Origin of the sequence: Neisseria sp. Ec49-e6-T10 (assembly GCF_051132615.1) — a bacterium.
In the GTDB taxonomy this organism is placed as follows: domain Bacteria; phylum Pseudomonadota; class Gammaproteobacteria; order Burkholderiales; family Neisseriaceae.
In genome coordinates, this window is the sequence record NZ_CP152375.1 from 1,673,214 (window position 1) to 1,695,093 (window position 21,880).

25 protein-coding genes are annotated in these 21,880 nt (G+C 38.3%); 9 read left to right on the top strand and 16 right to left on the bottom strand.

Annotation, left to right across the window (positions count from 1 at the left end):
• Positions 1-25: 25 nt before the first annotated feature.
• Both AADH04_RS08715 and speD read left to right on the top strand, forming a co-directional pair.
• Positions 26-172: a hypothetical protein gene (locus AADH04_RS08715; protein WP_434776903.1), complete on the top strand. Its 147-nt coding sequence runs from the start codon at positions 26-28 to the stop codon at positions 170-172.
• Positions 172-534 carry an adenosylmethionine decarboxylase gene (gene speD / locus AADH04_RS08720; RefSeq protein WP_434776904.1) on the top strand — a complete coding sequence of 121 codons (363 nt, stop codon included), beginning with the start codon at positions 172-174 and terminating at the stop codon, positions 532-534. Before AADH04_RS08715 ends, speD begins: the two co-directional genes overlap by 1 nt.
• 49 nt (positions 535-583) lie before the next feature.
• On the opposite strand, the gene AADH04_RS08725 is transcribed toward speD, so the two are convergent.
• From AADH04_RS08725 to AADH04_RS08740, 4 genes are all read right to left on the bottom strand, one after another.
• The gene (locus AADH04_RS08725; protein WP_434776905.1) at positions 584-1,141 is read right to left on the bottom strand and encodes an NADPH-dependent FMN reductase; all 558 of its coding nucleotides are present in this window, start codon (positions 1,139-1,141) and stop codon (positions 584-586) included.
• A 78-nt stretch (positions 1,142-1,219) separates the two neighbouring features.
• Positions 1,220-1,537: an AzlD domain-containing protein gene (locus AADH04_RS08730; RefSeq protein ID WP_434776906.1), complete on the bottom strand. Its 318-nt coding sequence runs from the start codon at positions 1,535-1,537 to the stop codon at positions 1,220-1,222.
• Positions 1,534-2,262, bottom strand: coding sequence for an AzlC family ABC transporter permease (locus AADH04_RS08735; protein WP_434776907.1), 729 nt, complete (start codon positions 2,260-2,262; stop codon positions 1,534-1,536). Before AADH04_RS08735 ends, AADH04_RS08730 begins: the two co-directional genes overlap by 4 nt.
• A gap of 164 nt (positions 2,263-2,426) precedes the next feature.
• Positions 2,427-2,744, bottom strand: coding sequence for a hypothetical protein (locus AADH04_RS08740; RefSeq protein WP_434776908.1), 318 nt, complete (start codon positions 2,742-2,744; stop codon positions 2,427-2,429).
• Between the two features lie 315 nt (positions 2,745-3,059).
• Between AADH04_RS08740 and AADH04_RS08745 the strand changes: the two genes are divergently transcribed.
• Complete coding sequence (locus AADH04_RS08745; protein ID WP_434776909.1) at positions 3,060-3,761, top strand: Bax inhibitor-1 family protein; 702 nt, start codon at positions 3,060-3,062, stop codon at positions 3,759-3,761.
• Between the two features lie 57 nt (positions 3,762-3,818).
• Here AADH04_RS08745 and AADH04_RS08750 read toward each other — a convergent pair whose 3' ends face one another.
• Positions 3,819-4,331 (bottom strand): disulfide bond formation protein B, encoded by a 513-nt coding sequence (locus AADH04_RS08750; RefSeq protein WP_434776910.1) that lies wholly within the window; start codon positions 4,329-4,331, stop codon positions 3,819-3,821.
• Between the two features lie 29 nt (positions 4,332-4,360).
• A complete protein-coding gene (gene pmbA, locus AADH04_RS08755; protein ID WP_434776911.1) occupies positions 4,361-5,695 on the bottom strand; it encodes a metalloprotease PmbA in 1,335 nt (444 codons plus the stop codon).
• Positions 5,696-5,834: 139 nt separating this feature from the next.
• On the opposite strand from pmbA, the gene yjgA reads away from it, so the two are divergent.
• From yjgA to AADH04_RS08780, 5 genes are all read left to right on the top strand, one after another.
• Positions 5,835-6,377, top strand: a complete 543-nt coding sequence (gene yjgA / locus AADH04_RS08760) for a ribosome biogenesis factor YjgA (RefSeq protein ID WP_434779824.1) — start codon at positions 5,835-5,837, stop codon at positions 6,375-6,377.
• Positions 6,364-7,320, top strand: a complete 957-nt coding sequence (locus AADH04_RS08765; protein WP_434776912.1) for a YheT family hydrolase — start codon at positions 6,364-6,366, stop codon at positions 7,318-7,320. Before yjgA ends, AADH04_RS08765 begins: the two co-directional genes overlap by 14 nt.
• A 10-nt stretch (positions 7,321-7,330) precedes the next feature.
• Positions 7,331-8,119: an indole-3-glycerol phosphate synthase TrpC gene (gene trpC / locus AADH04_RS08770; protein WP_434776913.1), complete on the top strand. Its 789-nt coding sequence runs from the start codon at positions 7,331-7,333 to the stop codon at positions 8,117-8,119.
• A gap of 205 nt (positions 8,120-8,324) precedes the next feature.
• On the top strand, positions 8,325-9,107 hold the full coding sequence (map, locus tag AADH04_RS08775; protein WP_434779825.1) for a type I methionyl aminopeptidase: 783 nt from the start codon (positions 8,325-8,327) through the stop codon (positions 9,105-9,107).
• A gap of 125 nt (positions 9,108-9,232) precedes the next feature.
• A complete protein-coding gene (locus tag AADH04_RS08780; RefSeq protein ID WP_434776914.1) occupies positions 9,233-9,535 on the top strand; it encodes a helix-turn-helix domain-containing protein in 303 nt (100 codons plus the stop codon).
• Positions 9,536-9,793: 258 nt separating this feature from the next.
• On the opposite strand, the gene prmC is transcribed toward AADH04_RS08780, so the two are convergent.
• Positions 9,794-10,561: a peptide chain release factor N(5)-glutamine methyltransferase gene (gene prmC / locus AADH04_RS08785; RefSeq protein WP_434776915.1), complete on the bottom strand. Its 768-nt coding sequence runs from the start codon at positions 10,559-10,561 to the stop codon at positions 9,794-9,796.
• Positions 10,562-10,626: 65 nt separating this feature from the next.
• Entirely contained in the window at positions 10,627-12,048 is a 1,422-nt protein-coding gene (gene mgtE / locus AADH04_RS08790; RefSeq protein WP_434776916.1) for a magnesium transporter, read from the bottom strand.
• A 402-nt stretch (positions 12,049-12,450) separates the two neighbouring features.
• Here mgtE and AADH04_RS08795 point away from each other — a divergent pair, with 402 nt between their 5' ends.
• A complete protein-coding gene (locus AADH04_RS08795) occupies positions 12,451-12,804 on the top strand; it encodes a ComEA family DNA-binding protein (RefSeq protein WP_434776917.1) in 354 nt (117 codons plus the stop codon).
• A 105-nt stretch (positions 12,805-12,909) separates the two neighbouring features.
• On the opposite strand, the gene AADH04_RS08800 is transcribed toward AADH04_RS08795, so the two are convergent.
• Genes AADH04_RS08800 through AADH04_RS08835 form a run of 8 tightly spaced genes read right to left on the bottom strand, consistent with a single transcriptional unit; the run spans position 12,910 to position 21,673 of the window.
• Positions 12,910-13,785 (bottom strand): NUDIX hydrolase, encoded by an 876-nt coding sequence (locus AADH04_RS08800; RefSeq protein WP_434776918.1) that lies wholly within the window; start codon positions 13,783-13,785, stop codon positions 12,910-12,912.
• Positions 13,786-13,796: 11 nt separating this feature from the next.
• Complete coding sequence (locus AADH04_RS08805; RefSeq protein ID WP_434776919.1) at positions 13,797-14,576, bottom strand: class I SAM-dependent methyltransferase; 780 nt, start codon at positions 14,574-14,576, stop codon at positions 13,797-13,799.
• A complete protein-coding gene (locus AADH04_RS08810) occupies positions 14,576-15,907 on the bottom strand; it encodes a DUF58 domain-containing protein (protein WP_434776920.1) in 1,332 nt (443 codons plus the stop codon). Before AADH04_RS08810 ends, AADH04_RS08805 begins: the two co-directional genes overlap by 1 nt.
• Positions 15,904-16,908: an AAA family ATPase gene (locus tag AADH04_RS08815; protein ID WP_434776921.1), complete on the bottom strand. Its 1,005-nt coding sequence runs from the start codon at positions 16,906-16,908 to the stop codon at positions 15,904-15,906. The genes AADH04_RS08810 and AADH04_RS08815 overlap by 4 nt, the downstream gene beginning before the upstream one ends.
• Entirely contained in the window at positions 16,905-18,446 is a 1,542-nt protein-coding gene (locus AADH04_RS08820; protein WP_434776922.1) for a hypothetical protein, read from the bottom strand. The genes AADH04_RS08815 and AADH04_RS08820 overlap by 4 nt, the downstream gene beginning before the upstream one ends.
• The gene (locus AADH04_RS08825; protein ID WP_434776923.1) at positions 18,443-19,987 is read right to left on the bottom strand and encodes a DUF4129 domain-containing protein; all 1,545 of its coding nucleotides are present in this window, start codon (positions 19,985-19,987) and stop codon (positions 18,443-18,445) included. Before AADH04_RS08825 ends, AADH04_RS08820 begins: the two co-directional genes overlap by 4 nt.
• On the bottom strand, positions 19,977-20,963 hold the full coding sequence (locus AADH04_RS08830; protein WP_434776924.1) for a stage II sporulation protein M: 987 nt from the start codon (positions 20,961-20,963) through the stop codon (positions 19,977-19,979). Before AADH04_RS08830 ends, AADH04_RS08825 begins: the two co-directional genes overlap by 11 nt.
• Complete coding sequence (locus AADH04_RS08835) at positions 20,960-21,673, bottom strand: RDD family protein (RefSeq protein ID WP_434776925.1); 714 nt, start codon at positions 21,671-21,673, stop codon at positions 20,960-20,962. Before AADH04_RS08835 ends, AADH04_RS08830 begins: the two co-directional genes overlap by 4 nt.
• Between the last annotated feature and the right edge of the window lie 207 nt (positions 21,674-21,880).

The window sequence follows — 21,880 nt, forward strand, 5'->3', positions numbered from 1 at the left end:
AATATACGGCATGAGCAGGTTATAAATGGAAAATAATATATATTTATGGTTTTGTATTGCAGCAATCTCTGTGGCTACCTTTATTAATTATTCTGCAACTGGAACAGGGCCTTTTCGTGCATGGGGTGTGAGTAAAGGCTATTCTAGCTCTTCTGGTTCTTGGCATAAATAATGAAGAGTCAATTGTCTTTAATTGGGCAGCATGCTTTATTGGATCTGTATGGTATTAACCCTGTTGTGGCATGTGATACAGTAGTCATTGAAGAAATATTGTTGCATGCTGCGCAGTTAGTTGGCGCGACAGTTTTAAATTCATATTTTCACTCTTTTGGTGAAAATCAGGGTGTGACAGGGGTGTTATTGCTCAGTGAATCGCATATCAGTATTCATACTTGGCCAGAGCATGGTTTTGCAGCAGTTGATTTATTTATGTGTGGTGATGTGTTATTGAAAAAAGCGGCAGATTATTTAATTGATGCACTACAAGCAACATCTTATCAATGGCAGCAAATGAATCGGGGCCATCAAGTTTGACCCAATAAAAAACCTCTAAAAATTATTTAGAGGTTTTTTATTGCTGTGTTTAAGCAAGAATTTTTTCAACCCATTTGCTGTATTCATTGATAATGGTTTGCAAAAATTGTGCCGTACGCTCATTTAATTTGCCAGAGTCATCAAAAGCACTACCAATATTACCTATATAGGTTTCAGGTTGTGCCATACATGGTGTATTGAGGAAGACCAAAGATTGACGTAAATGATGATTTGCACCAAAGCCTCCAATAGCACCAATAGAAACACTGATGACAGCAGCAGGTTTGCCATCCCAAGCACTTTGCCCATATGGGCGAGAAGCCACGTCTAGTGCATTTTTTAAAGCTGCAGGTACAGAGCGATTGTATTCTGGTGTTAAAAATAATACACCATCGGCATTTTTAATGTTGTTGCGGAATGTTTGCCACGCTTGAGGAGGCGTACCATTATCTAAATCTTCATTATAAAAAGGCAAATCGCCAATTTCGACAATTTCAAGTTGTAAAGAAGCTGGTGCCAGTTTAGCCAACTCTAATGCCACTTTTCTGTTGTAAGAGTCTTTTCTTAAACTACCAACAAGTACGGCGATTTTATAGGTTTTACTCATGTGATGCTCCTTTATGATTTTGCGAAGATATGCCTTCGGCTATTATTTATTCTGATTTAAAATGTATTCTAATAAAATCTAGGTAAAGAATAAATTTTTTGTAACAACAAAGATTAACATACTTAATATAATACAAACAAGTATATTGCGGATAAAATAGGCTAAAATAACGGCACATAAGCCCGCTATAAAATAAGGATTATCAGGAAATGGCCTAAATTGACGCTCATCCAAAAAAATAAGGGGGCCACAAATAGACATCAAAATGGCAGGTACAGAAAAAGTCAGCAGCTTTTTTATTTTAGGACTAAGCTTAATGGGTAAATTGGGCGCCAGAAAAAGATAACGGTTAAAAAATACAATAGCGCCTATGCAAAAAATAGTCAGCCAAATCATGATTGTCTCTCCTTCTCCAAATAGTTAGAGGTGAGTAAACCAATAAACATGGCAATGAGTCCTGAAAAAATTAAGGCGCCACCAATATCAAAATAGTGGAAAACAACAGAAAAGAAAACAGCACTGATCATGCAGGCCAACATAGGGGTATTATGTTTGACTACCGGAATCACAATGGCAATAAATGTTGCGGCTATTGAGAAGTCTAGTCCATAACTGCCTAAGTTCGGAATTTTTTTAGCAGCGAACACGCCTAAAATGGTACATACAATCCAAACAATATAAAAAAAGAAGCCAGCGCCAAATGCGTACCAACGATTAAAACGTTCAACAGAATGATTGCCTACTATGGCAAACAGTTCATCGGTTAATAAAAAACCCAATATCAATCGCCATTTAAAAGGTAAGCGTGACATATGTTCACGTAAGGCTAAGCCATATAAAAAGTGTTGGGAGGAGATAAAGAAGGACGAAAGCAAAATAGTAAATAAGCCTGCTCCAGCTTTAATCATCCCCATTGCAGCAAGTTGAGTAGCTCCTGCAAATACAATAACGGATAACCCGATTCCTTCCGTTGCGGTTAAATTCGTTTCAATGGCCATAGAGCCAGCAAGAATACCCCAAGGTAATATGGCAATACATAAGGGGGAAATGGCTAAAGCCCCTTTAATAAATAACGATAAATTGGTTTGTGTTTCTTCAGGTACACAAGTAGATGTATTCATAGGGAGCGGTGAAATAACAAAACATACTATAGTAACGTACTATATTGAGAATGAGAAGTCAGGAAATAAACTGATCTGGTGCTCATTTGTTTTTATCGTAACAGGTTTATTCTTACGCTCATTGCCTTTTTGCTATGGGCGAGTCTGTTCATTGTATTATTTTGTTATGCGTCAATAGGCATAAGATGGGTCACTTCATGATGAAATACATAAGGGTCAGAAATCAATTCAAATTGCTCGTCATCAGGGTAAGTAACCGCAATAAAATATTGTTCCCCAGCAAACTGTTTAATGGCCTCTAAAGAAGACCAATAGGTTGCCAAGAAGAAATGGGCGAAATTTGCTTGATTTTCTTGTCTGACAAAAGAATGAAGATGACCTTCAATACTTTGTGCGTGTTCTACACCTGTTTTTTGCAAATGTTGGGCAAAAGCACTTGCGTGTTCAAGTGGGACACAACCATGCCAAGTTCGAACGATCATGTTATCCCTTTTTGTGTTTTCATTAGAATGAATATGATTAATAGGCATACTTCATTGTTTTTTAATCAATGTGTTGCAATATTTGTTGAGACAAAATAGTCGCTACATTGAATACTATAACAGTAATTTATTTAAGTGGTTTTTTATTTTCTTAATACTTTGTTTTTTTATCATTTATTCAAACTGGTATTTAAGAAGTCATTTTAAGCATTTATGGTAACTTTTTGTAAAATAAACATAAAAAATTGTCGAAATTTTTGATTTTATGGTTATAATTTGGTGACTTTGTATTTTTATCAATTAGGAGGAGTATCAGTGCAAGATAATCAAGTTTATGACTATACGCGTGAGTTAGATACGGGCGTGAGTAAAAGAACCGTTTTACAAAAAACATATCGCTTATTGGGTCTATCTTTTATTCCTTGTGCACTTGGTGCGGCTATACCATTATTTTTAAATTTTCATATGGTGGCGGCTCTGTTTTCAAAAGGCTGGATGGGGCTGATCCTGTTTTTTGCTGTGTTCTATGGTTTAATGTTTGCTATTAACAAAAATCGTTACAGTAATGTGGGTGTTGCTCTACTTATGGTTTTTACCTTTTTAATGGGTACGTTTTTGGGATCTTTGATTTCTATGGTCAGTGCAATTGGTCCTACTGGTCCCAAAATTATTGGTTTGGCTGCTGCGATGACCGCGGGTATCTTTTTAACGATGTCTGTATTGGCAACACGTACTAAAATGAATATGGCCAGTGTGGGCAGCTTTTTAAGTGTTGGAGCAGTGATTTTGCTCATAGGCATCATAGCTAATATGTTTTTACAACTGCCTGCTGTATCTTTAGCCCTTAGTGCAGGTTTTGTTATTTTTAGTTCTGTTATGATTATGTGGCAAACTAAAGCAGTGATTGATGGTGGGGAAACCAGTCACATCAGTGCCGCTTTAACTTTATTTATCTCTATTTATAATATCTTCTCCAGTTTGGTTCATATTTTGTTGAGCTTGGCAGGCGAAGATTAATCGCTGGAACTGTTGAGAATAAAAAAGCGGGCAATTGCCCGCTTTTTTATTATTTCATTATTTTCGACCAATACGGAACCAACAGCCCCAAATAAATAACAGAACACCTGCAAAGAAAATCAAACTCCACAAGGGAAGTGGTACCCATAAAAAAGTTTGTACTTCTGCGCATTCTCCTGAGCCGTAAAGCACAGTACTGAGTACTTTTGTAAACGGCATTGTGTCCATCATAAAATTTAAACCTGGGCCACAAGCAGGCACTTCTTCTGGAGGTAGGCTTTGAATATACAGGTGTTGAATGGAAACTGAGCCACCTAGTATGGCTGGGATACTGGCAATACAATTGGCCAAAATATTCTTCCATGATTTTTTAGGTGGGCATAATGTAAAGATCAATGCCAATATCAATGAAACCAAGCCAACACAAATCACCCCAACACGTTGGAAAATACACAGAGGGCAGGGCTTTGCACCTAGGCCATATTGAATGTAAAAAGATGCTGAGGCTGCCACAACTGCTCCTAGAGTAACAAGCCAGAACACATTTTTTGGTTTAAAAAGGTTTTTCATGTCAAACTTTCTCGTAAATATAATTAAGGCTAAATTTGATTGCCGGCCACAGTCATTTTGTCCATCAGTATAGAACCTACTTTGTGGGTTTGACCAATAGGTGAATCATTGGCAATGGCTTGTATGCCCATTAACATCTCATTTAAATTACCTGCAATCGTGATTTCTTCAACTGGATAGGCAATTTGCCCATTTTCTACCCAGAACCCAGCGGCACCACGAGAATAGTCCCCAGTCAGTAGGTTTACTCCTTGTCCAATAAGTTCTGTGACCAATAAGCCTGTGCCCATTTGTGTCAATAGTGTATCTAAAGAATCTGTTGTGTGTGATAAAATCAGATTATGGGCTCCCCCAGCGTTCCCAGTGGTTGTCATACCTAATTTTCGGGCAGAATAACTGCTTAAAAAATATCCTTCAATGATACCATTTTGAATAACGGCTCTGGGATGTGTTGCCACACCTTCATCATCAAAAAAACTACTGGCTAAGGCTTTGGGTATATGTGGGTTTTCATATAAATTAACGCAAGAAGATAATTTTTGTTTGCCTAAGCTGTCTAATAAAAAGCTTGATTGACGATATAAACTGCCCCCACTGATGGCACTGATTACGTGGCCCAAAATGGTTTTGGCAACGGTAGCTTCAAAAATAACAGGGTATTGCCCTGTTTTAAGCGAGCGTGCATTTAAACGTTGTAACGCGCGTTGTGCCGCTTGTATACCAACTTGTTGTTCTGAGAGCAAGTCTTGCTTGTCTCTGGCTTGAGTAAACCAGTAATCTCTTTGCATCTGTTCTGTTTCTTGAGCAATCACAGAACAAGCAATACTATGACGAGTAGTTGGAAAGCCATTCATAAAACCGTTGCTATTTGCATACACAAATTGACGGGATGCTGTGGACACAGAAGCGCCTTCTGAATTAGTGATTCTTGAGTCTGTTTTTAAAGCAGATGATTCACATGATTTTGCAATTTCAATCGCATCCTCAACAGATAAGTGCCAAGGGTGAAATAAAGATAAGTCATTGATATTTTTTGCCATTAGGTTTGGGTCTGCTAAGCTGGCAAACTCATCTTCTTGGGTGAATTGGGCAATATTTAAAGCGGCTTTAATGGTGTTGATGATGTCATTTTCTAGGAAGCTAGTTGAACTGGCAAACCCTTTTTTATGACCTTGGTACACAGTCATGCTAAAGGATTTACTCTGTTGATATTCAATTTGTTCAATATTTTGCTGGCGTATATTGACAGATTGTCCTAAACTTTCACTAATATCAACTTCTGCATCAGATGCACCATATTTTTTTGCCTGTTCGAGCGCAAAGTGTGCCAAAGAGTGTAGATTTTTTTCTGAGTAATTAAACATACAAGTAAATTCCTAAATTTTGGGCTATTGTACCGTTAAATGTGACGTATTTTGAAACAAAATGTCAGGTTTTAATGCAATTTTGGGTATTATTCGATATGATTAGTGAAGGGAACTGGATAAATGAGCACAATATATGATGAATGATGTACCTAAAACAACTCAAGACGATGAGTTGAGCAAAACACAAAAGAAAAATCAAATGCATTCTTTGCAAGGGCTTGGTATGCGTTTGACTAAGCTATCTGATGATACACTAAAAAAAATTGGTTTGTCAGATGATTTGTTGCAAGCATTATTAATGTATAAAAAAATTACTTCTAATAGTGCATTAAAAAGACAAGCTCAATATATTGGCCGTTTAATGCGAGAATTAGATTCTACTGAATCAATAGAAGATTTTTTGGCCAAACTGGATGGGGATAATGTTGCCCATAATGCTTTTTTACAACGATTAGAAAATATAAGGCAACAGTTGATTGAAAATGACGACGCATTAGTTGCATTTATCAATGAGTATCCACACGTTGACATCACAGAGTTAAGAACACTCATTCGAAATACAAGAAAAGAACAGGCTCAAAATAAGCCACCCAAAGCGTTTCGTGCGTTATTTCAGCTGTTAAAGCAGCATATGCAACCAAATGCGATGAATATACAACAAGATAATGCAAACGAATAGTTGTTATCGTGCACCAATGTGGTTATTAGGGGGGCATGCCCAAACTATTTGGGGTGCTAGAGTAATTAATACACCTCTGCCGTTGTATAAACGTGTCTTATTAGAGACACCTGATAAAGAAACCCAATTGGCTTTAGATTATGTTGAACCCTATATAGAAGAAGCCCCTTTGGTCGTGCTTTTCCATGGGCTTGAGGGCAGTAGTTCTAGCCATTATGCTAAATCTTTAATGAATGAAGCCAAGTTTAGAAGATTAAACGGTGTTGTTGTCCACTTTAGGGGCTGTGGTGGCGTTCCCAATATGGGTAAAAGAGCGTATCATGCAGGCGATTATGCGGAAATTGAATGGATTTTAGACATATTTGCGAAAAAATGTAAAAAAATTTACGCCGCAGGTGTCTCTTTAGGTGGTAATATGTTAGCGAGATATATGGCTCATGCTAAAGAGAATGCTTTGTGTGAAGCGGCAGCCATTATATCCGCACCTTTAGACTTAGTTGCTGCTAGCGTACCCTTGGCTCATGGCTTAAGCCGATTGTTTTATACCAGAGATTTTTTCCTGACTTTAAAACCAAAGGCACGAGCTCAGTGGGTACAACACCCAGGGCTATTTGATTTAAAAAAAATGCAAGCGGCGAAAAATTTTAGCGATTTTGATGGTGCCGTGACCGCCCCCTTGCATGGGTTTAGTAGTGCGATGGATTATTGGCAAAAAGCAAGTGCTCAGCCATTTTTAAAAGATATTCGCAAGCCTTGTTTGATCATTAATGCAAAAAATGATCCTTTCGTTCCATGGCAAAGTTTACCTAGGGCGGATGAAGTTTCTGATGATGTTGTTTTATACCAACCTCAAGAAGGAGGTCATGTGGGGTTTGTTATGGGACCTTTCCCAGGACAGATTACATGGTTACCTAAAACGATATTGAATTTTTTTGGATTGTAGCGGAAAAACGATGGCCGATATTTTAGAGAAGATTTTACAAACGAAAAAACTTGAAGTCGCAGAGCAAAAAGCATCTTTAAGTTTACAAGCAATACAAAACCAATTAACTCATGCACCTAAGGTACGTGATTTTTTATCGGCTATTAAACAAAAGCATGCCATTAATAAGCCTGCTATTATTGCTGAAATTAAAAAAGCCAGCCCATCTAAAGGGATTATTCGAGAAGATTTTGACCCTGCTGTATTGGCAAAATTATATGCTCAAAATGGTGCCGCTTGTTTGTCTGTTTTAACCGACAAACCCTATTTTATGGGGGCGCCAGAATATCTGATTGCTGCCAGAGAGGCGTGTGATTTACCCGTATTGCGTAAAGATTTTATTGTTGATGAATATCAGATTTATCAGGCCAGAAGTTGGGGCGCAGATGCGATTTTGCTGATTGCTGCTGCACTAACTGAACAGCAATTGCTTGATTTTGAAAAAATTGCCCAAAGTTTAGACATGAGTGTGCTAGTTGAAGTGCATAATAAAGAAGAATTTGAGAAATGTTCTTTGCTTAATACTGAACTTATTGGTATTAATAATCGTAATTTGCGGACATTTGATGTTGATTTGAATACAACGCTTTCCTTAAAAACAGATATCCCAAATAAAATCATTGTGACAGAAAGCGGTATCAAAACGACGGAAGATATGGAAATGATGCAGGCAAATGGCGTCCATACTTTTCTCATTGGTGAACAATTTATGAAACAGGTTGATCCAGGAAAAGCGCTTCGTGAGCTATATGAAAAGTAAATGTTTAAATAATTTAACCGTATTTATTAAAAAAATTAATAGAGCTGGGTGACATATTTATTCGAAATATGTTAAATTGTTTAAAAGATGATGCTGTAAATATGAAACATAATTTTACTGATATGGTGTTTGTTTTATAAATTTTGATGCCATTTTAGATAAAATTATTTAATTAAAATTAAAAATAACTGGATTCATTTTATATATTATGGGTATAATAATCAAAAATGCAGAACAGATTGACAAAATGAGGATTGCTTGCCGATTAGCTGCCGAAGTGCTCGATTATATTACTCCTTTTGTTAAAGAAGGGGTCAGTACCGAAGAGCTAAATACATTGTGTCATCATTATATGGTGGATGAGCAGCACACTGTTCCAGCTCCATTGGGATATGGTGAACCTCCTTTCCCAAAGTCAATTTGTACTTCAGTAAATTATGTGATTTGCCATGGTATACCGAATGAGATGCAGGTTTTAAAAAGTGGGGATATTTTAAACATAGATGTGACTGTGATTAAAGATTGCTATCATGGTGACAGTAGTCGAATGTTTTTAATTGGTAAAACAACACCACAAGCCCAACGTTTATGCAAAATCACTCATGAATGTATGATGAGAGGGATTGAACAGATTAAGCCAGGGGCAACATTAGGTGATATCGGTTATGCAATTGAACAGTTGGCGCAAAATAGCGGTTATTCTGTTGTACAGGAATTTTGTGGACATGGCATTGGTGAAGGTTTTCATGAAGAGCCACAAGTTTTGCACTATGGAAAAAAGGGAACAGGTTTGGTTTTGGAGGCGGGAATGATTTTTACTGTAGAGCCCATGATTAATCAGGGCAAACGGCATTTACGTATTTTGTCGGATGAGTGGACAGTGGTCACTAAAGATCGCTCTTTATCGGCACAGTGGGAGCATACCGTTCTGGTTACAGAAACAGGGTATGACATTTTAACAATAAGTCCACAGACAGGGAGGGCATAAATCACCGGGATAAGATACTTTAATTATTTTAGTTTTAATGCTCTTTTAAAAAAGCAACAATATGTTTTGATTAGTAAAAAAATTAGTTGTTTACATTTTATTTATACCATTTGAGGAAATTTATAATGAAAAATCTTAAGTCTTTTGATGTAATTGAGAATCCACGTGATATTCGTAAAAAATTAGGTTTGAACCAACAAGAATTCTGGAGTCAAATTGGTGTGACTCAGTCTGGTGGTTCTCGTTATGAATCTGGCCGTAGTATGCCAAAAGCAGTAAGAGAATTATTGCGTTTGGTACATGTTGAACATGTTAACTTGGCTAAAGTAAGCGGTGATGATATCGATATTGCTCAATTACTTAAAGCTAAAGAGCCTGAGTTGTACAAAGCGCTTAAAAAAGAAGTGAAAGCAAATAAAGCGCACTAAAGATTTATATAAAAAGCTGCCAATTTGGCAGCTTTTTTCTATTTTAATTTAGAGTTGAAAGTTTTGCCCATTTCTTTTTTGCAATCATTTTACTTACCTAATGAAAAGGGTTGCTATCTCTTAAAATAAAAGGTGTTAAATCTATTTGTTGCACGATTTATGCACAATAAAACGTCAAACTTCCTATAAAAGAAGCGTGTTTAAATTCAAAATATACTGAATTTTATGTCGTGGATTTTTTATAGAATAAATGTAAATTTATAAGTGTTGGCCAAGTGAAATGCGATCCAAACCAGCTAGATCTTTTTTGGTTTCTATATGATGATAGCCATATTGTGTTAAGAGTGCTCTAATTGCTTCAGCCTGCTCAAAACCATGTTCCATAATAAGCCAACCTTGGGGTTTCAAATACTGTTTACCTTGCTGGACTAATGTTTGAAATGCGGATAAGCCATTGCCAAAATCAGTTAATGCCATTGCTGGTTCAAAACGGAGATCTCCTTGAAGTAAATGTGGATCATTTGCTTCAATATAAGGTGGGTTAGACACTAAAAAGTCAAAGGTAATGGCACTTTGTGAGTGGGGAAATGCTTCAAACCATGAACCTTGAAAAAATTGGATATCAGCATTAAGTTGCTGAGCATTTTGCCGAGCAATAGCCAGTGCTTCTTCGGATAAATCGCTGGCAAAAACAGTGCTTTGAGGGCATTCTAATTTGAGGGTAATGGCAATAATACCGCTACCCGTGCCTAAGTCCCAAATGGTTGGCTTATCTTGGACAGTAAGTTTTTCTAATACAGTCTCGATAAGATGCTCTGTTTCTGGACGAGGAATCAACACCTTGGGTGTCACGTTAAAATAACGTCCAAAAAACTCACGATGATGGATAATATAAGCCATGGGAAGACCATTTAGACGCTGCTCTGATAAATGGTTTAATTCTTGTAATGTCTGTGCATTTAAGGCTTCTTGATCATGACTGATCAATTGTGCTTTACTGTAACCTGTTACCATTTGTAGTAACATTTTACTTTCTAATCTGGGTAATTTGGATTGGATAAGCCAGCTTTTTATTGTCTGTGTATTCGGTGTCATAATAAGAAAATACTGGCTAAGCCTAAAAAGATGAAAAACCCACCCGAATCTGTTACTGCTGTAATCAGTACGCTGGAACCTAAGGCTGGATCTTTACCCAATTTGGCCATTGTTGTTGGAATCAGCACACCAAGTGTTGCCGCAAGTACCAGATTGAGTGTCATGGCGCTGACCATAACGGCGCCCAAAGCCCAATTTTTGTATAGCAGCCAAGACACAACGCCCATCACACTGCCCCAAATAAGGCCATTAAATATTGCGACACCTACTTCTTTTTTCCATAAGCGTTTGGCTTGTGTTGCTTGCATTTGCCCTGTGGCTAAAGCACGAACAATCATGGTGATGGTTTGGTTGCCAGAGTTGCCACCAATGCCTGCAACAATTGGCATAAGTGCAGCTAAAGCCACAATTTTTTCAATCGAGCCTTCAAAAACACCAATCACACGGCTAGCGATAAAGGCTGTACATAAATTAATAGCCAGCCATGCCCAGCGATTACGAACAGAGTTAATAACGGGAGCAAAAAGATCTTCTTCTTCTTTTAAACCCGCCATATTTAAAATATCAATTTCAGATTCTTCGCGGATAACGTCAATCATTTCATCAATGGTAATTCGGCCAATCAGTTTGCCATGGTTGTCTATAACAGGTGCACTGACAAGATCATAGCGCTCAAATGCTAAAGCACTTTCTTCTGCATCATCTGTTGGATAAAAGCGCACAACATCTTGTACCATCGTTTCGGATACTAAAGCGTCTGGGTCAGAAACCAATAGTTTTCGAATCGGTAAAACACCTTGTAAAATTCGATGTTCGTCGATGACAAAAATTTTGTCTGTATGGCTAGGCAATACATCAAAACGACGCAAATAACGTAAGACGACTTCACAGGTAACATCAGCACGCACGTTGACCAGTTCATAGTCCATTAAGCTACCAATTTGGTCTTCTTGATAAGATAAGGCAGATGTGACTTGGGCACGTTCTTCTTCATTTAAACTATCAAGTGTTTCATAAATAACCTCTCGCGGTAAATCGGGGGCTAAATGGGCAAGTTCATCTGCGTCAAGGTCTTCCACTGCAGCTAAAAGCTCGTTTTTACCCATCGACTCAATCAGCGTTTCACGTACTGCATCTGAAACCTCTAGTAGGACTTCGCCATCATCTTCAGGCTCTGCTAGTTTCCAAACCAAAATACGTTCTTGTAAGGGTAAAGACTCTAATACCATGGCTGTATCAGCAGGATGTAACTCTTTAAGAATAAGCAGTAATTGATTGAGTTTGTTGTTTTGCTCTTCTGTCAGCTCTTTTTTTAACAGAATATCGTCAAATACAGGCACTAAGGGCTCTGAGAGCTCATGTATTTTGCCAATATCAACTTGTTGGCGATTGAGGTTATTAGATTCAAGCGCGCTCATAAAAACTCCAGCTAGCCTAAGTGGCCGCTAAAGTGGCACTTAGAAAAATGTCATAAAAAAAGAAACTGTCAATATAAAACTGGGCAGGTCCATTGAGTTGAACGCCAAAAGGCGTGTGGTTGTAGTTGGCGGCGATTGTACACTTAAATGGCCAGAAAACCAACCCATATAGGTGGATTTTTCAAATATAAGAACAGGTTGAACATAGCTTTAACATGAGGAGGATGGGCGCTGTTTAAAGATAATTTGTGGCATAAATTTATTTATATTTTTGACATAAAATAGATTAAATGATAAACAAATAAAAAATAATCAGGTACAATAGATTATTATGTCAAATAGAAAGATTATGTTTAGCTGAGCATGATATTAATAATGGTTTTTTGAATCAGGGGGAATGGTATGTTAAAAAAAATAATAGGTGGATTGCTGATGTTTTTGTGTATGAGTATGTCTTTTGCTGTTGTGAATATTAATTCAGCAACGGAAGAAGAGCTCTCTACTTTAAAAGGCGTTGGTCCTGCAAAAGCAAAGGCTATTGTGGTATATCGTATACAAAATGGGGCGTTTAAATCGACCAAAGACTTGCAAAAAGTAAAAGGAATAGGTGAGAAAACATATGATGGTTTGAAAAATGACATCACTATAAATGATGACCATAAAACAAAGGTACGTGCTGTAAAAAATACCAATCAAAAAACAAAAGAGGCAAAGCCTGTAAAAAAAGTAAACAGTACAACGCGTAGCACTCAATAGACAATAGAGTATGGTGTTCAATTGACCAGCATGGTGATTTTTTAGAAACATCATGCTGAAAATGGTTTATTTAAATTGTATGGCTGGATAAGTTTGGGTTGAAGCTTATTTTTTTATACGGGCTCTATTGAGCCAAGTGGTTAATTGAGGTGTTTGACCAAGTGCACCCATTCGCATTAATGCATCCAGTGTGACTAATGCAGCATCTTTCATAAATTGCCCTTCAAGTATCAATTTGACCAGAGCCAATGGTGGGTATTGTTCAAATAGAGCCACTTCACCATCTTGATTGGTTGGCGTAAAATGACTAGGTAGTTCAATGTCAAATACAAATAATTGTTCTCTATGTAACCCCCATTGAACTTGTCTAAAACTTAAAAAGTGTCCTGTGCTTTTTGCCTTTTTCGCTAGATCAGAGGGTAAACCTGCTTCTTCAAAACTTTCTCTGATTAAGGCTTGCTCTGGGGATTCATTAAAACCAATGCCGCCACTGACAAGATTATCCAATTTATTTGGTGCGGTGGGTTTATGAGCTGCACGTTTCCCAATCCAAAATAAGTTTTCTTCAGCATTTTGAGTCACACCATTTAAATGGATGGCTTGGCTTTCTAAGCCAAAAATCAAAAATGCCCCTCTTTCTAATGTAAACAGAATATGTCCATCTGGTGAGCGAACATTAAATTTTTCATTGCGAAAAATGGGCAGTATACCTTGTTGATACCAGTTGTGACACAGCTTCTGTAATGCTTCTTCTAGTTCTAAAATGGGTAAATTATTTAAAACAAGACGTTCTTGTTCTTGTGTAAATAAATGAGGTGCATCTTGTAAAGCTTGCTGTTGCCACTGGGGTAAAACATAACCTAAGTGGTGATCTTGATAATATAGATGGCAAAATTGTTGGTGATCAGTGATGAATGCTAAATCTAAAAAGGTACGCAAAGGCATATCAAATGAATTTAGATTAGGGTTTAATGTCATCATATTGCATACCTTTATTTTTTTCGGTCAACTTGATTTTGGGTGGGAAGATATACATCAAATCGGGTGCTTTTGCCTGCATAACAATAATTGGGTGGTGTTTTGGTTAACGTTTCGCCTAAGCGAGGGCGTTTGACAACGACTCGTTTTTTTGCATGCGTCAAAGCAATGTCCATCAGTTGTTGCCCCTCATCACTTAATCCAACCAACTCATGAAAAAAAGCCATTTCTTTTTTGACTGCTGCCTTTTTTTGTGCCTGTGGATACATAGGATCAAGGTATACTACATCAGGTTTTTGGTCAAACCCAGTCAAGTAATCTTTTTGCGTAATTACGTCGATAGGGTGTAGTTGAATATTGGCGATAATGGCCGCCGTATCATTGTGTTGTTGTGCCCGCTTTAAACCATCAGACAATAATGCTGCAACAACCTTGTGCCGTTCAAATGCGTGCACAATCATACCTGTATTTGCTAAAACAAAAGCATCTCGGCCAAGGCCAGCGGTAAAGTCCCATACATATTGATTTTGTTTGTTGTTGACGGCTTTGGTGATCATTTCCCCACCACCATAGATTCTTCTATGTTGTGTGCCACCTGAGGTGAAATCGACTTGCACTTTAGCGTTAGAGCCTACCTTACAAAGAGCCAAACCTATTCGGTCAAATGCTAAATATAGGCCTTCTTTAGGTTGGGTATGTACAAGGGGTAAATGAAAATCAGCACTCAATTGTTGTGCTGATGTTTCGTGCTGTTTTTCATCGAGCCACAGAGGACATTGATCTTGTGTTGGCATTACCATGCACCATCACGCTTAATTTTAAGATATTGGCTGATCAGTTCAGGCCCTAATTTATGTGGATAGGTGTTTAAGAAGGGAACACGATAGGCCATTAATTTTTGATATAATTTGTCCATATCTCTTTGGTAAGAGACGGCACCCGCATAATCAAGAGCATCTTCAAAATGTTGGATATTTTGATGACGAACTTGATCCAGAACTTCTTCTTTTAAACTGGCTACCAAAATACGGTGACGCCGAGAAATACGTTTTAGGTTGGCCAATAGTTCAATTTCACCTTCTTCTGCCAGATTGGTTAATACAATGACTAAGGCGCGCCGTTTTTGTTGGGCAAATAGAATATCCACTGCTTGTGAATAGTCAGCAGTTTGGTGTGTGGGCATCACATCATAGATGCCTTTAATAAGGTGTCCTAATTGCGCCACCCCTTTTCGGGGTGTAATAAAGCGAGGGGTTTCATTACTAAAGGTCACAACACCCACTGCATCATCATGACGCAAGGCTGTATAAGTGAGCAGTAACATGGCATTGAGTGCATGGTCAAAATGGCTTAATTGACCATCGGTTGAACGCATATTACGGCTGCAATCCAGTAAAAAAACAATTTGTTGATCGCGTTCATCTTGGTATTCTCGTGAAACCAAAGCATGTTTTCTGGCTGTTGCTTTCCAATCAATTTGTTTAATGGTATCGCCTTCACGGTATTCTCTCAGTTGGTGAAAGTCCTGTCCAAATCCTCTTCTAGGTGTACGCTTTGCCCCTAATAAATTCATCCATCTCTCAAGTCCAGTGATGTCTGCTCCAAGTACTTGAGCAAAGTCTGGCATCACTTTTACTAAGCTTGTGGCGGGTATCTTTTTCGTGATCAGCCAAAAACCTATTTTACTGTAGTATATCTGTTCGATATCAGTAAATAAGGCATCTCCTCTGGCAGGCGGCATAATATTATAAAATATTGTCGCCAGCTTTTGAGGTTGTAATTTTATGGTCACTGGTATTGAGTTAGCTTGCCATGTATTTGGATAGTGATCATATAGTGTGATCAGCCATTCTCGCGTTCGAGTGTGGTGGATTTCTAATCCAACTTGGCTGTTTCTACCAACAAAAAATTGTTCAGGTAGCATCCGCTTTATTTGGGCTGCGGGTAGTCTTCTTGATGTTAAGGCATCAAGAATGGCAACCAATATAAGTGTGGCCAATACGGCCCAGAATGCTTCGTGAACAACAGAGGGCAGATTTATTTTCCATACCTTATCCAGTACCAGCAATACAGCATAGGCACCTAATATGAGGACACTTTGTAATAAAAATCGAGTTGGCTTCATAAGCGTGGGGCATTTACTTGTTGAGCAATATCAGTTAACACTTGATCTATAGAGTAACCTTCAATTTCTAATTCGGGTGATAAGCGTACTCTGTGACGTAAAGTTGGCAACCAAATGGCTTTGATATCATCTGGGGTCACAAAGTTCATGCCTCGAAGCAATGCGCGCGCACGAGCGCCAGCAATAAGTGCAATGGTCGCGCGAGGTCCTGCTCCTACTGCTAAACCTTGCCATGTGCGCGTAGCTTGTACCAGACGAACGGCATAGTGAATAATTTGCTCATCTACAGGCATGCGTGCAGTAATTTTTTGTAGTGCCTGAACTTGTTCGATTGATAAGATTTTTTGCAATTTCGCTTGGTCTAAAATGTCGGCGCGTGCGGACATAGTGACTTGTTTAACCAGTTCTGCTTCATGTTCCGCTGTTGGATAGTCAATCAGTACTTTGAACATAAAACGGTCTAGTTGCGCTTCGGGTAGTGGATAGGTTCCTTCTTGCTCAATAGGGTTTTCAGTTGCCATTACCATAAAGGGGTGAGGGACAGGTTGTGTTTTTCCTTCTAACGTGACCGCTTGTTCTTGCATGACTTCTAGTAAGGCAGCTTGGGTTTTTGCTGGTGCACGGTTGATTTCGTCGGCCAGCAATAAGTTCGCAAATACAGGGCCTTTGTGTAAATGAAAGGTTTGGCTTTTCATATCAAATATAGAATGCCCCGTAATATCTGTTGGCATCAAGTCAGGTGTAAATTGTACACGACTGAATGTGCCAGAAAATATTGTGGCTAAGGAGCGCACCAACAGTGTTTTTCCTAAACCAGGTACCCCTTCTAGCAGAACATGACCACCTGCCAAAAAGGCAATTAACACTTCTTCTATGACTTTATCCTGTCCAATCACGGCTTTTTTTAATTCGTTGCGTAACAGAATGGTTAATTCACTTGCTTTGGCAAATGGGTTATTGGCCATGGTTTGGTTTTCTGAAAATTGATCTTGATTCATCATAATTTGTTCCTAATTTTTTGCAAAGCGACAACATATTTAATGAGGTCGAATGGGTTGAATTTTTCAGGTAAAGGCATCATCAAAGCCCAAAGTTCTGATGGGTGCAAATGGGTTAAACGGGTAATTTCTTCTCGTTGAGTATCTGTACTCATTGCTCTTATATTGGGAATGCGTTTTTGTAGTTTTGCCCAAATATCATCACGTAATTGTTCAATAATGGCATTTAAACCTGCATGACGCCTTAAAAATTCTCCTTGGGCATGAAAGTGATCTTTTAATTGCCGTCTGGCAAGATTAAGTTCAGCCAAAATAGGACCTTGTCGATACATATGTTGCCAAATAAACAATAAGATAAAAAGGATGATACACACAAAAAGCTCGGGTGCATCGTTCAGTAACCATTTGAGGATACTTGGGGATTGTTTGGGGAAAAAGTCCAAGGCTTTATCTAATATCAATACCTTACTTTTGCCTTGACTTAAATAAGCTAACAGCATTGCATGATCAAATTGGGCAATACTGTTTTGATCTAAATTAGGTGCTTCCGGGTTTTTAAAGGCACCAGCTGCAGTTTGCGGTAGAACGGTGATGCTGCCTTTGCCATAAGCCAGACGAACAATTTGTGTTCCTAAGGCATTTTTACCCTCAAATATTGTTGGGTATTTACTGTGATTCAATAAAGCGCTTGCCGGTGTTCCATACCGATTTAATAATAAAGACAGATCAAAATGTTCTGGCAAGCGTATTTGGGTTAGATTGATTGAACAATTGATTAAATTTTCTCTCTCTTCTGTAATTTTTCGTGGTTCTTTACTTGTTGTATTTTCGTCAGTTGTTTGTTTCTTGAGTTCACTAATGGTCTGTTTTGCCCATACTTGTTTTGGTTTAATAGTGAAGTCTGGGTCAATTTTCATTTGTGCATTTAATCGGGCTTTCATGCTTTGAACACAAAGTGCTTTAGGCTTTTGCTGATCCAGATCCTTTAATTTTTTTTGTAATAGCTGTTTTGCGACGCCCGCTTTTCTTAAACGCATAAAAGGATTGCTGCTTTTTTTTGACGGGGTTTCGTCTGATTGTTGCATAGTGACTGCTTGAATACCCAATTTATCGGTTAATGAGCTTTGAGATAATTCTTTCGCTGTTTTGTCATCAAGCTCATCATCATCAAAAAAAGAAAAGGAGTCTGTACCCAAATACCCTTTTTCCATAGTAATGAATAAATGATTTCCTTGATTGACCCAATTAAGGAGATCATCGTGTGATTTTTGTAAGCGTAAATTTTGTTCAAAAATCATGAGCAGCTGATTTTTGTCTTCTGCTTTAGAGGCAAAAGAGCGCCAATTTGTGAGCACAGAAACCGATGATCCCAGTTTGGTCAATATGGTTTGTGCAGCAAGATAGTCTTTGTTGATTAATTGTTCTTCTGAGCGTTGGTAATGGTTATAGGGTTCCTTAACCAAATTTGCTTTAATGTACCAAGCTACAGCAGCGATGATCAGTAATAAAACACCAATCAATACCAAAAGTGTTTTTCTCATCTAGTGTTACCCCTTATTTGTTGCTCTTTTGGTAAAGAGTCCTCTTGGGGGAAATAGTGGCGGTATTGATCACAAAGAAGATGTTTTGCTTCTTTGGGGGGTAATTGGTGTCCGTAAGCCAAATTAACCCAGTGAGTAGTCAATAATTGCATATAAGGTTGTGTATTTGGTGCTGTTTGAGCTGCCAATGACAATACTTCGCCTTCAGTATGCCCGTTACGAAGAGGAGTATCATAATGGTGAATCAATTGGGATAAGCTGGCACGATATAATAGACTCAATGCAGCTCTTGGGTCTACATCAAATAGTTTGGCGGCCTCTTTACCCACATCATCAGGCAAACTCTCAGGGGTAACATCCATGCCAAACATGACTTTAGGTGCAGTTTTATGGCGGCTTGTCATAGCAGCAAGCCATGTTGGGTCACGGAATAAATAATAAACAATGGCACCTAGAGCAGCAGCCAAAACAATCCAGAAGATGATCCTAAAAATGTTTGCTAAAGGGCCAGATACATCTGTTTCTAGAGTGTTTTTACGATGTTTTGGTGGTTTTGATGGGTCAAGCTGTTCTGTTTTTGTATCTTGTTTCCATGCCCATTTATAGTCTTCTTTAAAATGAGGGAAAGGGGCTTGATGAACAACAGAGTCTTTAATCTGGGTAATTTTTTTTGTGTCAGGAGCAGGTTCTGCATAAGTTTTTGTTGCAGGGTATAGGCATAACGCCAAACTTAAACACACAATCAATGATTGACCTAATCGTATGGCCATTCGTTTGAAGACTAATTCTACATCCCATGCTTCTAATTGACTTCGGGTATTCAGATAAATACTGAAGCCGCCTGCAACATAAATTGGCCCCCAGAAGGCTAAAATAAAGATATAAGCAAAATTGCTGATATGTGCCATGGTATTGAGTTCTTGTTCGCTGTATTCTTGAAAAAAACGAACCAAGGCTTCAATAGAGCGCAAAAATGAGGCATGGTCTTGCGCAAAAACACCCCAGCCGTTTGATTGACTAATCATCCATAAAAACGCACCCACACCACAATATAAAATGAATTCAATATTGGCACTTAGAAGTGTGAAAAAAGGGGCGCCTGAACTTTGATGGTCAATAAGTTGACTTCTGTGACGATATTGTTGACCTTTTAACTCTTCTAATTGACGAATGGGTAAGTTAACTGTGCGATAAGGAGAAAATCTTCTCAAAGTTAAATCTGCAATAACGCGACGCTTAAAAATAAGCTTATATCCTTCTTTAACGCATGCTTTAAAAGGTGGTGCTGCTGAAAACACATTAATCGACAAGACATATAAGGTTGCGTATTCAAAAATAGGTTTAATCCACCAAATAAATAGAAAAGCCCAACTTGGCGATTGCCAAAATATGAGTGTGATTAATGCCACGAAGGGCAAGCTGATGGATAACCATAATAAGGCCAATTTAAGCCGTAAAGGGGCGACCATTCTAAAGCCTAAGTCAATGGCTTCCCAATGGGTACGAGGGCGAAAACGAATATTCGCTTCACTAAGCTTCATGCCGTTTTCCCAATAAAATTAAATATAAATAGACCAGAACCCATAAGCAACCGCCAACAGAAAATTTAACCGCATAAGGTAAGCTGGTAATCGGTGACCAGAATCCTTCAATAATGGCTGCAATGAACAAAAATAAAAAGCCGCCACTCATGATTTGAATAATGGGCTTACCTTGCCTTTTAAATGCATCTAAACGTTTATAAGGGCCTGGTTTGATCAGTATCCAGCCCATTTTGAGTCCAGCTGCGCCTGCCAGAACAATGCCTGTCAGTTCAAATGCACCATGAGCAATCACAAAGGAGAAAAAAGCAGTCGATACAGGAGTGCCAACCATTAAACCAAAAGTGCTGCCAATCATGATGCCATTAAAGAGTAATATATATATGGTGCCAACGGCCAGTGTGAGCCCTCCTGCAAACATTTGAAATGAAATACCAATATTATTCCAAACATAAAAGGCAAACATGCCCCAGTCATCCCCCAATGGTCGGTTTGTTCCTGTTTTCTGAGCATCCGCCATTTCTTGGTACATTTTAACAAATTGTGCCTGTTGTGCTTCAGGGTTGATATTGAGCATATCCTGTAACAACAATGGTGAAAAATAGGCGATAAGTGCAAATAGGATAAAAGGTCCATAGAAAAGTACATGTGCGCAAAGGACAAAACGCCATTGTTCTTTGATTACAGTTGGAAAATCCCTACGGATAAAGGCCCATATATTGGCTAAAAAATGGGTTTTATGACGATAAAACTGGCGGTGAGCGCGTTCGGTTAACAGCTGTAAATACTCAACCAATGAACTAGAGTAGGTACGAGATTGAGCCAGCGCTAGGTGATAACATAAACTGCGATAGTTTGCGGCAAACTGGGATTTTTCTTCAGAAGACAGTTTGTTTCCTGACTCCATTTGGGTGATGGTGTGTGCAAACTCATACCAAAAAGGTTGATGTAAAGCTTCAAAAGTATTTTGTTTCATTTTGAATGCTCTTCCTTATATTTTCCAGCAATATTTTGAGCAATGCCAAGAATAGTAGGCACTGCTTCTGCTGGCGTGACCCCAAGGGAGGGTGCAATAATCATGGCAACTTCTTGTTGCCTTTCTTGTGAGAGTTTTTCTGATCTTTCTGCGAAAGATAAAATGGCATATTGCTCTTCTTTGTTTAACACAACTGGGCTGGCAATAGCGGGTACAGGTTTAATATTAGGTCGTTCTTTTTCTTTGTTAACATAAACAACAATTGTACCCGCAACCAAATCACCTAAACGTTTTGAGTGCGGATGTACGGTACTGGCTATGATCCCAAAAGTATAAAAAACAGGTAAGGAGTCTGCTACCCTTAAAAGGTTACGTAAAAGTGAGGCAGAAAATTGTACTGGGGTGCCATCATCATTAACGACTCTTAACCCCATAAGCATTTTCCCTGGGGTTCTGCCTTGAAATCTGAGCTCAAACACCACAAAGTAAAGCCATAAACAAAAAAATAAATTAAGAATAATGAGTCCTATGCCAAAGCGACCTAAAAATACAAAAAAGTATGTTGAAATCAGAAACCAAACAATTCTAATCACAAAGTCAATAATAAATGCCACACAGCGAGGCAAAATGCCCGCTGGGCGAATGATAATATCAATGGCTTCAGGTGTTTCGACAACAATCTGAGTATCTAATTTATTTTGCGTATGCATAGATTCTTTAGTGGTTTTTTATGGAAGCACAAATGATTGCTTGACGCGGTTGTCTGTAAAAGCCATAAAAATGTTAAAGTTATATCTTAAAAACGGATCATTATAAACAAAATCAGCCGTTGAAGGTAGGGCATATCATGAGGTTACTTCAAGAGCCAACAGAAAAAACAAATGGTTTCGAATAAGTATGCCGAAAATAAATAATTG

Bases quoted from the DNA above. Each gene is read 5' to 3' on its own strand.
- AADH04_RS08715 (WP_434776903.1), top strand. From the start codon at position 26: ATGGAAAATAATATATATTTATGGTTTTGTATTGCAGCAATCTCTGTG.
- speD (WP_434776904.1), top strand. From the start codon at position 172: ATGAAGAGTCAATTGTCTTTAATTGGGCAGCATGCTTTATTGGATCTG.
- AADH04_RS08725 (WP_434776905.1), bottom strand. From the start codon at position 1,141: ATGAGTAAAACCTATAAAATCGCCGTACTTGTTGGTAGTTTAAGAAAA.
- AADH04_RS08730 (WP_434776906.1), bottom strand. From the start codon at position 1,537: ATGATTTGGCTGACTATTTTTTGCATAGGCGCTATTGTATTTTTTAAC.
- AADH04_RS08735 (WP_434776907.1), bottom strand. From the start codon at position 2,262: ATGAATACATCTACTTGTGTACCTGAAGAAACACAAACCAATTTATCG.
- AADH04_RS08740 (WP_434776908.1), bottom strand. From the start codon at position 2,744: ATGATCGTTCGAACTTGGCATGGTTGTGTCCCACTTGAACACGCAAGT.
- AADH04_RS08750 (WP_434776910.1), bottom strand. From the start codon at position 4,331: ATGAAAAACCTTTTTAAACCAAAAAATGTGTTCTGGCTTGTTACTCTA.
- pmbA (WP_434776911.1), bottom strand. From the start codon at position 5,695: ATGTTTAATTACTCAGAAAAAAATCTACACTCTTTGGCACACTTTGCG.
- yjgA (WP_434779824.1), top strand. From the start codon at position 5,835: ATGAATGATGTACCTAAAACAACTCAAGACGATGAGTTGAGCAAAACA.
- AADH04_RS08765 (WP_434776912.1), top strand. From the start codon at position 6,364: ATGCAAACGAATAGTTGTTATCGTGCACCAATGTGGTTATTAGGGGGG.
- trpC (WP_434776913.1), top strand. From the start codon at position 7,331: ATGGCCGATATTTTAGAGAAGATTTTACAAACGAAAAAACTTGAAGTC.
- AADH04_RS08780 (WP_434776914.1), top strand. From the start codon at position 9,233: ATGAAAAATCTTAAGTCTTTTGATGTAATTGAGAATCCACGTGATATT.
- prmC (WP_434776915.1), bottom strand. From the start codon at position 10,561: ATGTTACTACAAATGGTAACAGGTTACAGTAAAGCACAATTGATCAGT.
- mgtE (WP_434776916.1), bottom strand. From the start codon at position 12,048: ATGAGCGCGCTTGAATCTAATAACCTCAATCGCCAACAAGTTGATATT.
- AADH04_RS08795 (WP_434776917.1), top strand. From the start codon at position 12,451: ATGTTAAAAAAAATAATAGGTGGATTGCTGATGTTTTTGTGTATGAGT.
- AADH04_RS08800 (WP_434776918.1), bottom strand. From the start codon at position 13,785: ATGATGACATTAAACCCTAATCTAAATTCATTTGATATGCCTTTGCGT.
- AADH04_RS08805 (WP_434776919.1), bottom strand. From the start codon at position 14,576: ATGCCAACACAAGATCAATGTCCTCTGTGGCTCGATGAAAAACAGCAC.
- AADH04_RS08810 (WP_434776920.1), bottom strand. From the start codon at position 15,907: ATGAAGCCAACTCGATTTTTATTACAAAGTGTCCTCATATTAGGTGCC.
- AADH04_RS08815 (WP_434776921.1), bottom strand. From the start codon at position 16,908: ATGATGAATCAAGATCAATTTTCAGAAAACCAAACCATGGCCAATAAC.
- AADH04_RS08820 (WP_434776922.1), bottom strand. From the start codon at position 18,446: ATGAGAAAAACACTTTTGGTATTGATTGGTGTTTTATTACTGATCATC.
- AADH04_RS08825 (WP_434776923.1), bottom strand. From the start codon at position 19,987: ATGAAGCTTAGTGAAGCGAATATTCGTTTTCGCCCTCGTACCCATTGG.
- AADH04_RS08830 (WP_434776924.1), bottom strand. From the start codon at position 20,963: ATGAAACAAAATACTTTTGAAGCTTTACATCAACCTTTTTGGTATGAG.
- AADH04_RS08835 (WP_434776925.1), bottom strand. From the start codon at position 21,673: ATGCATACGCAAAATAAATTAGATACTCAGATTGTTGTCGAAACACCT.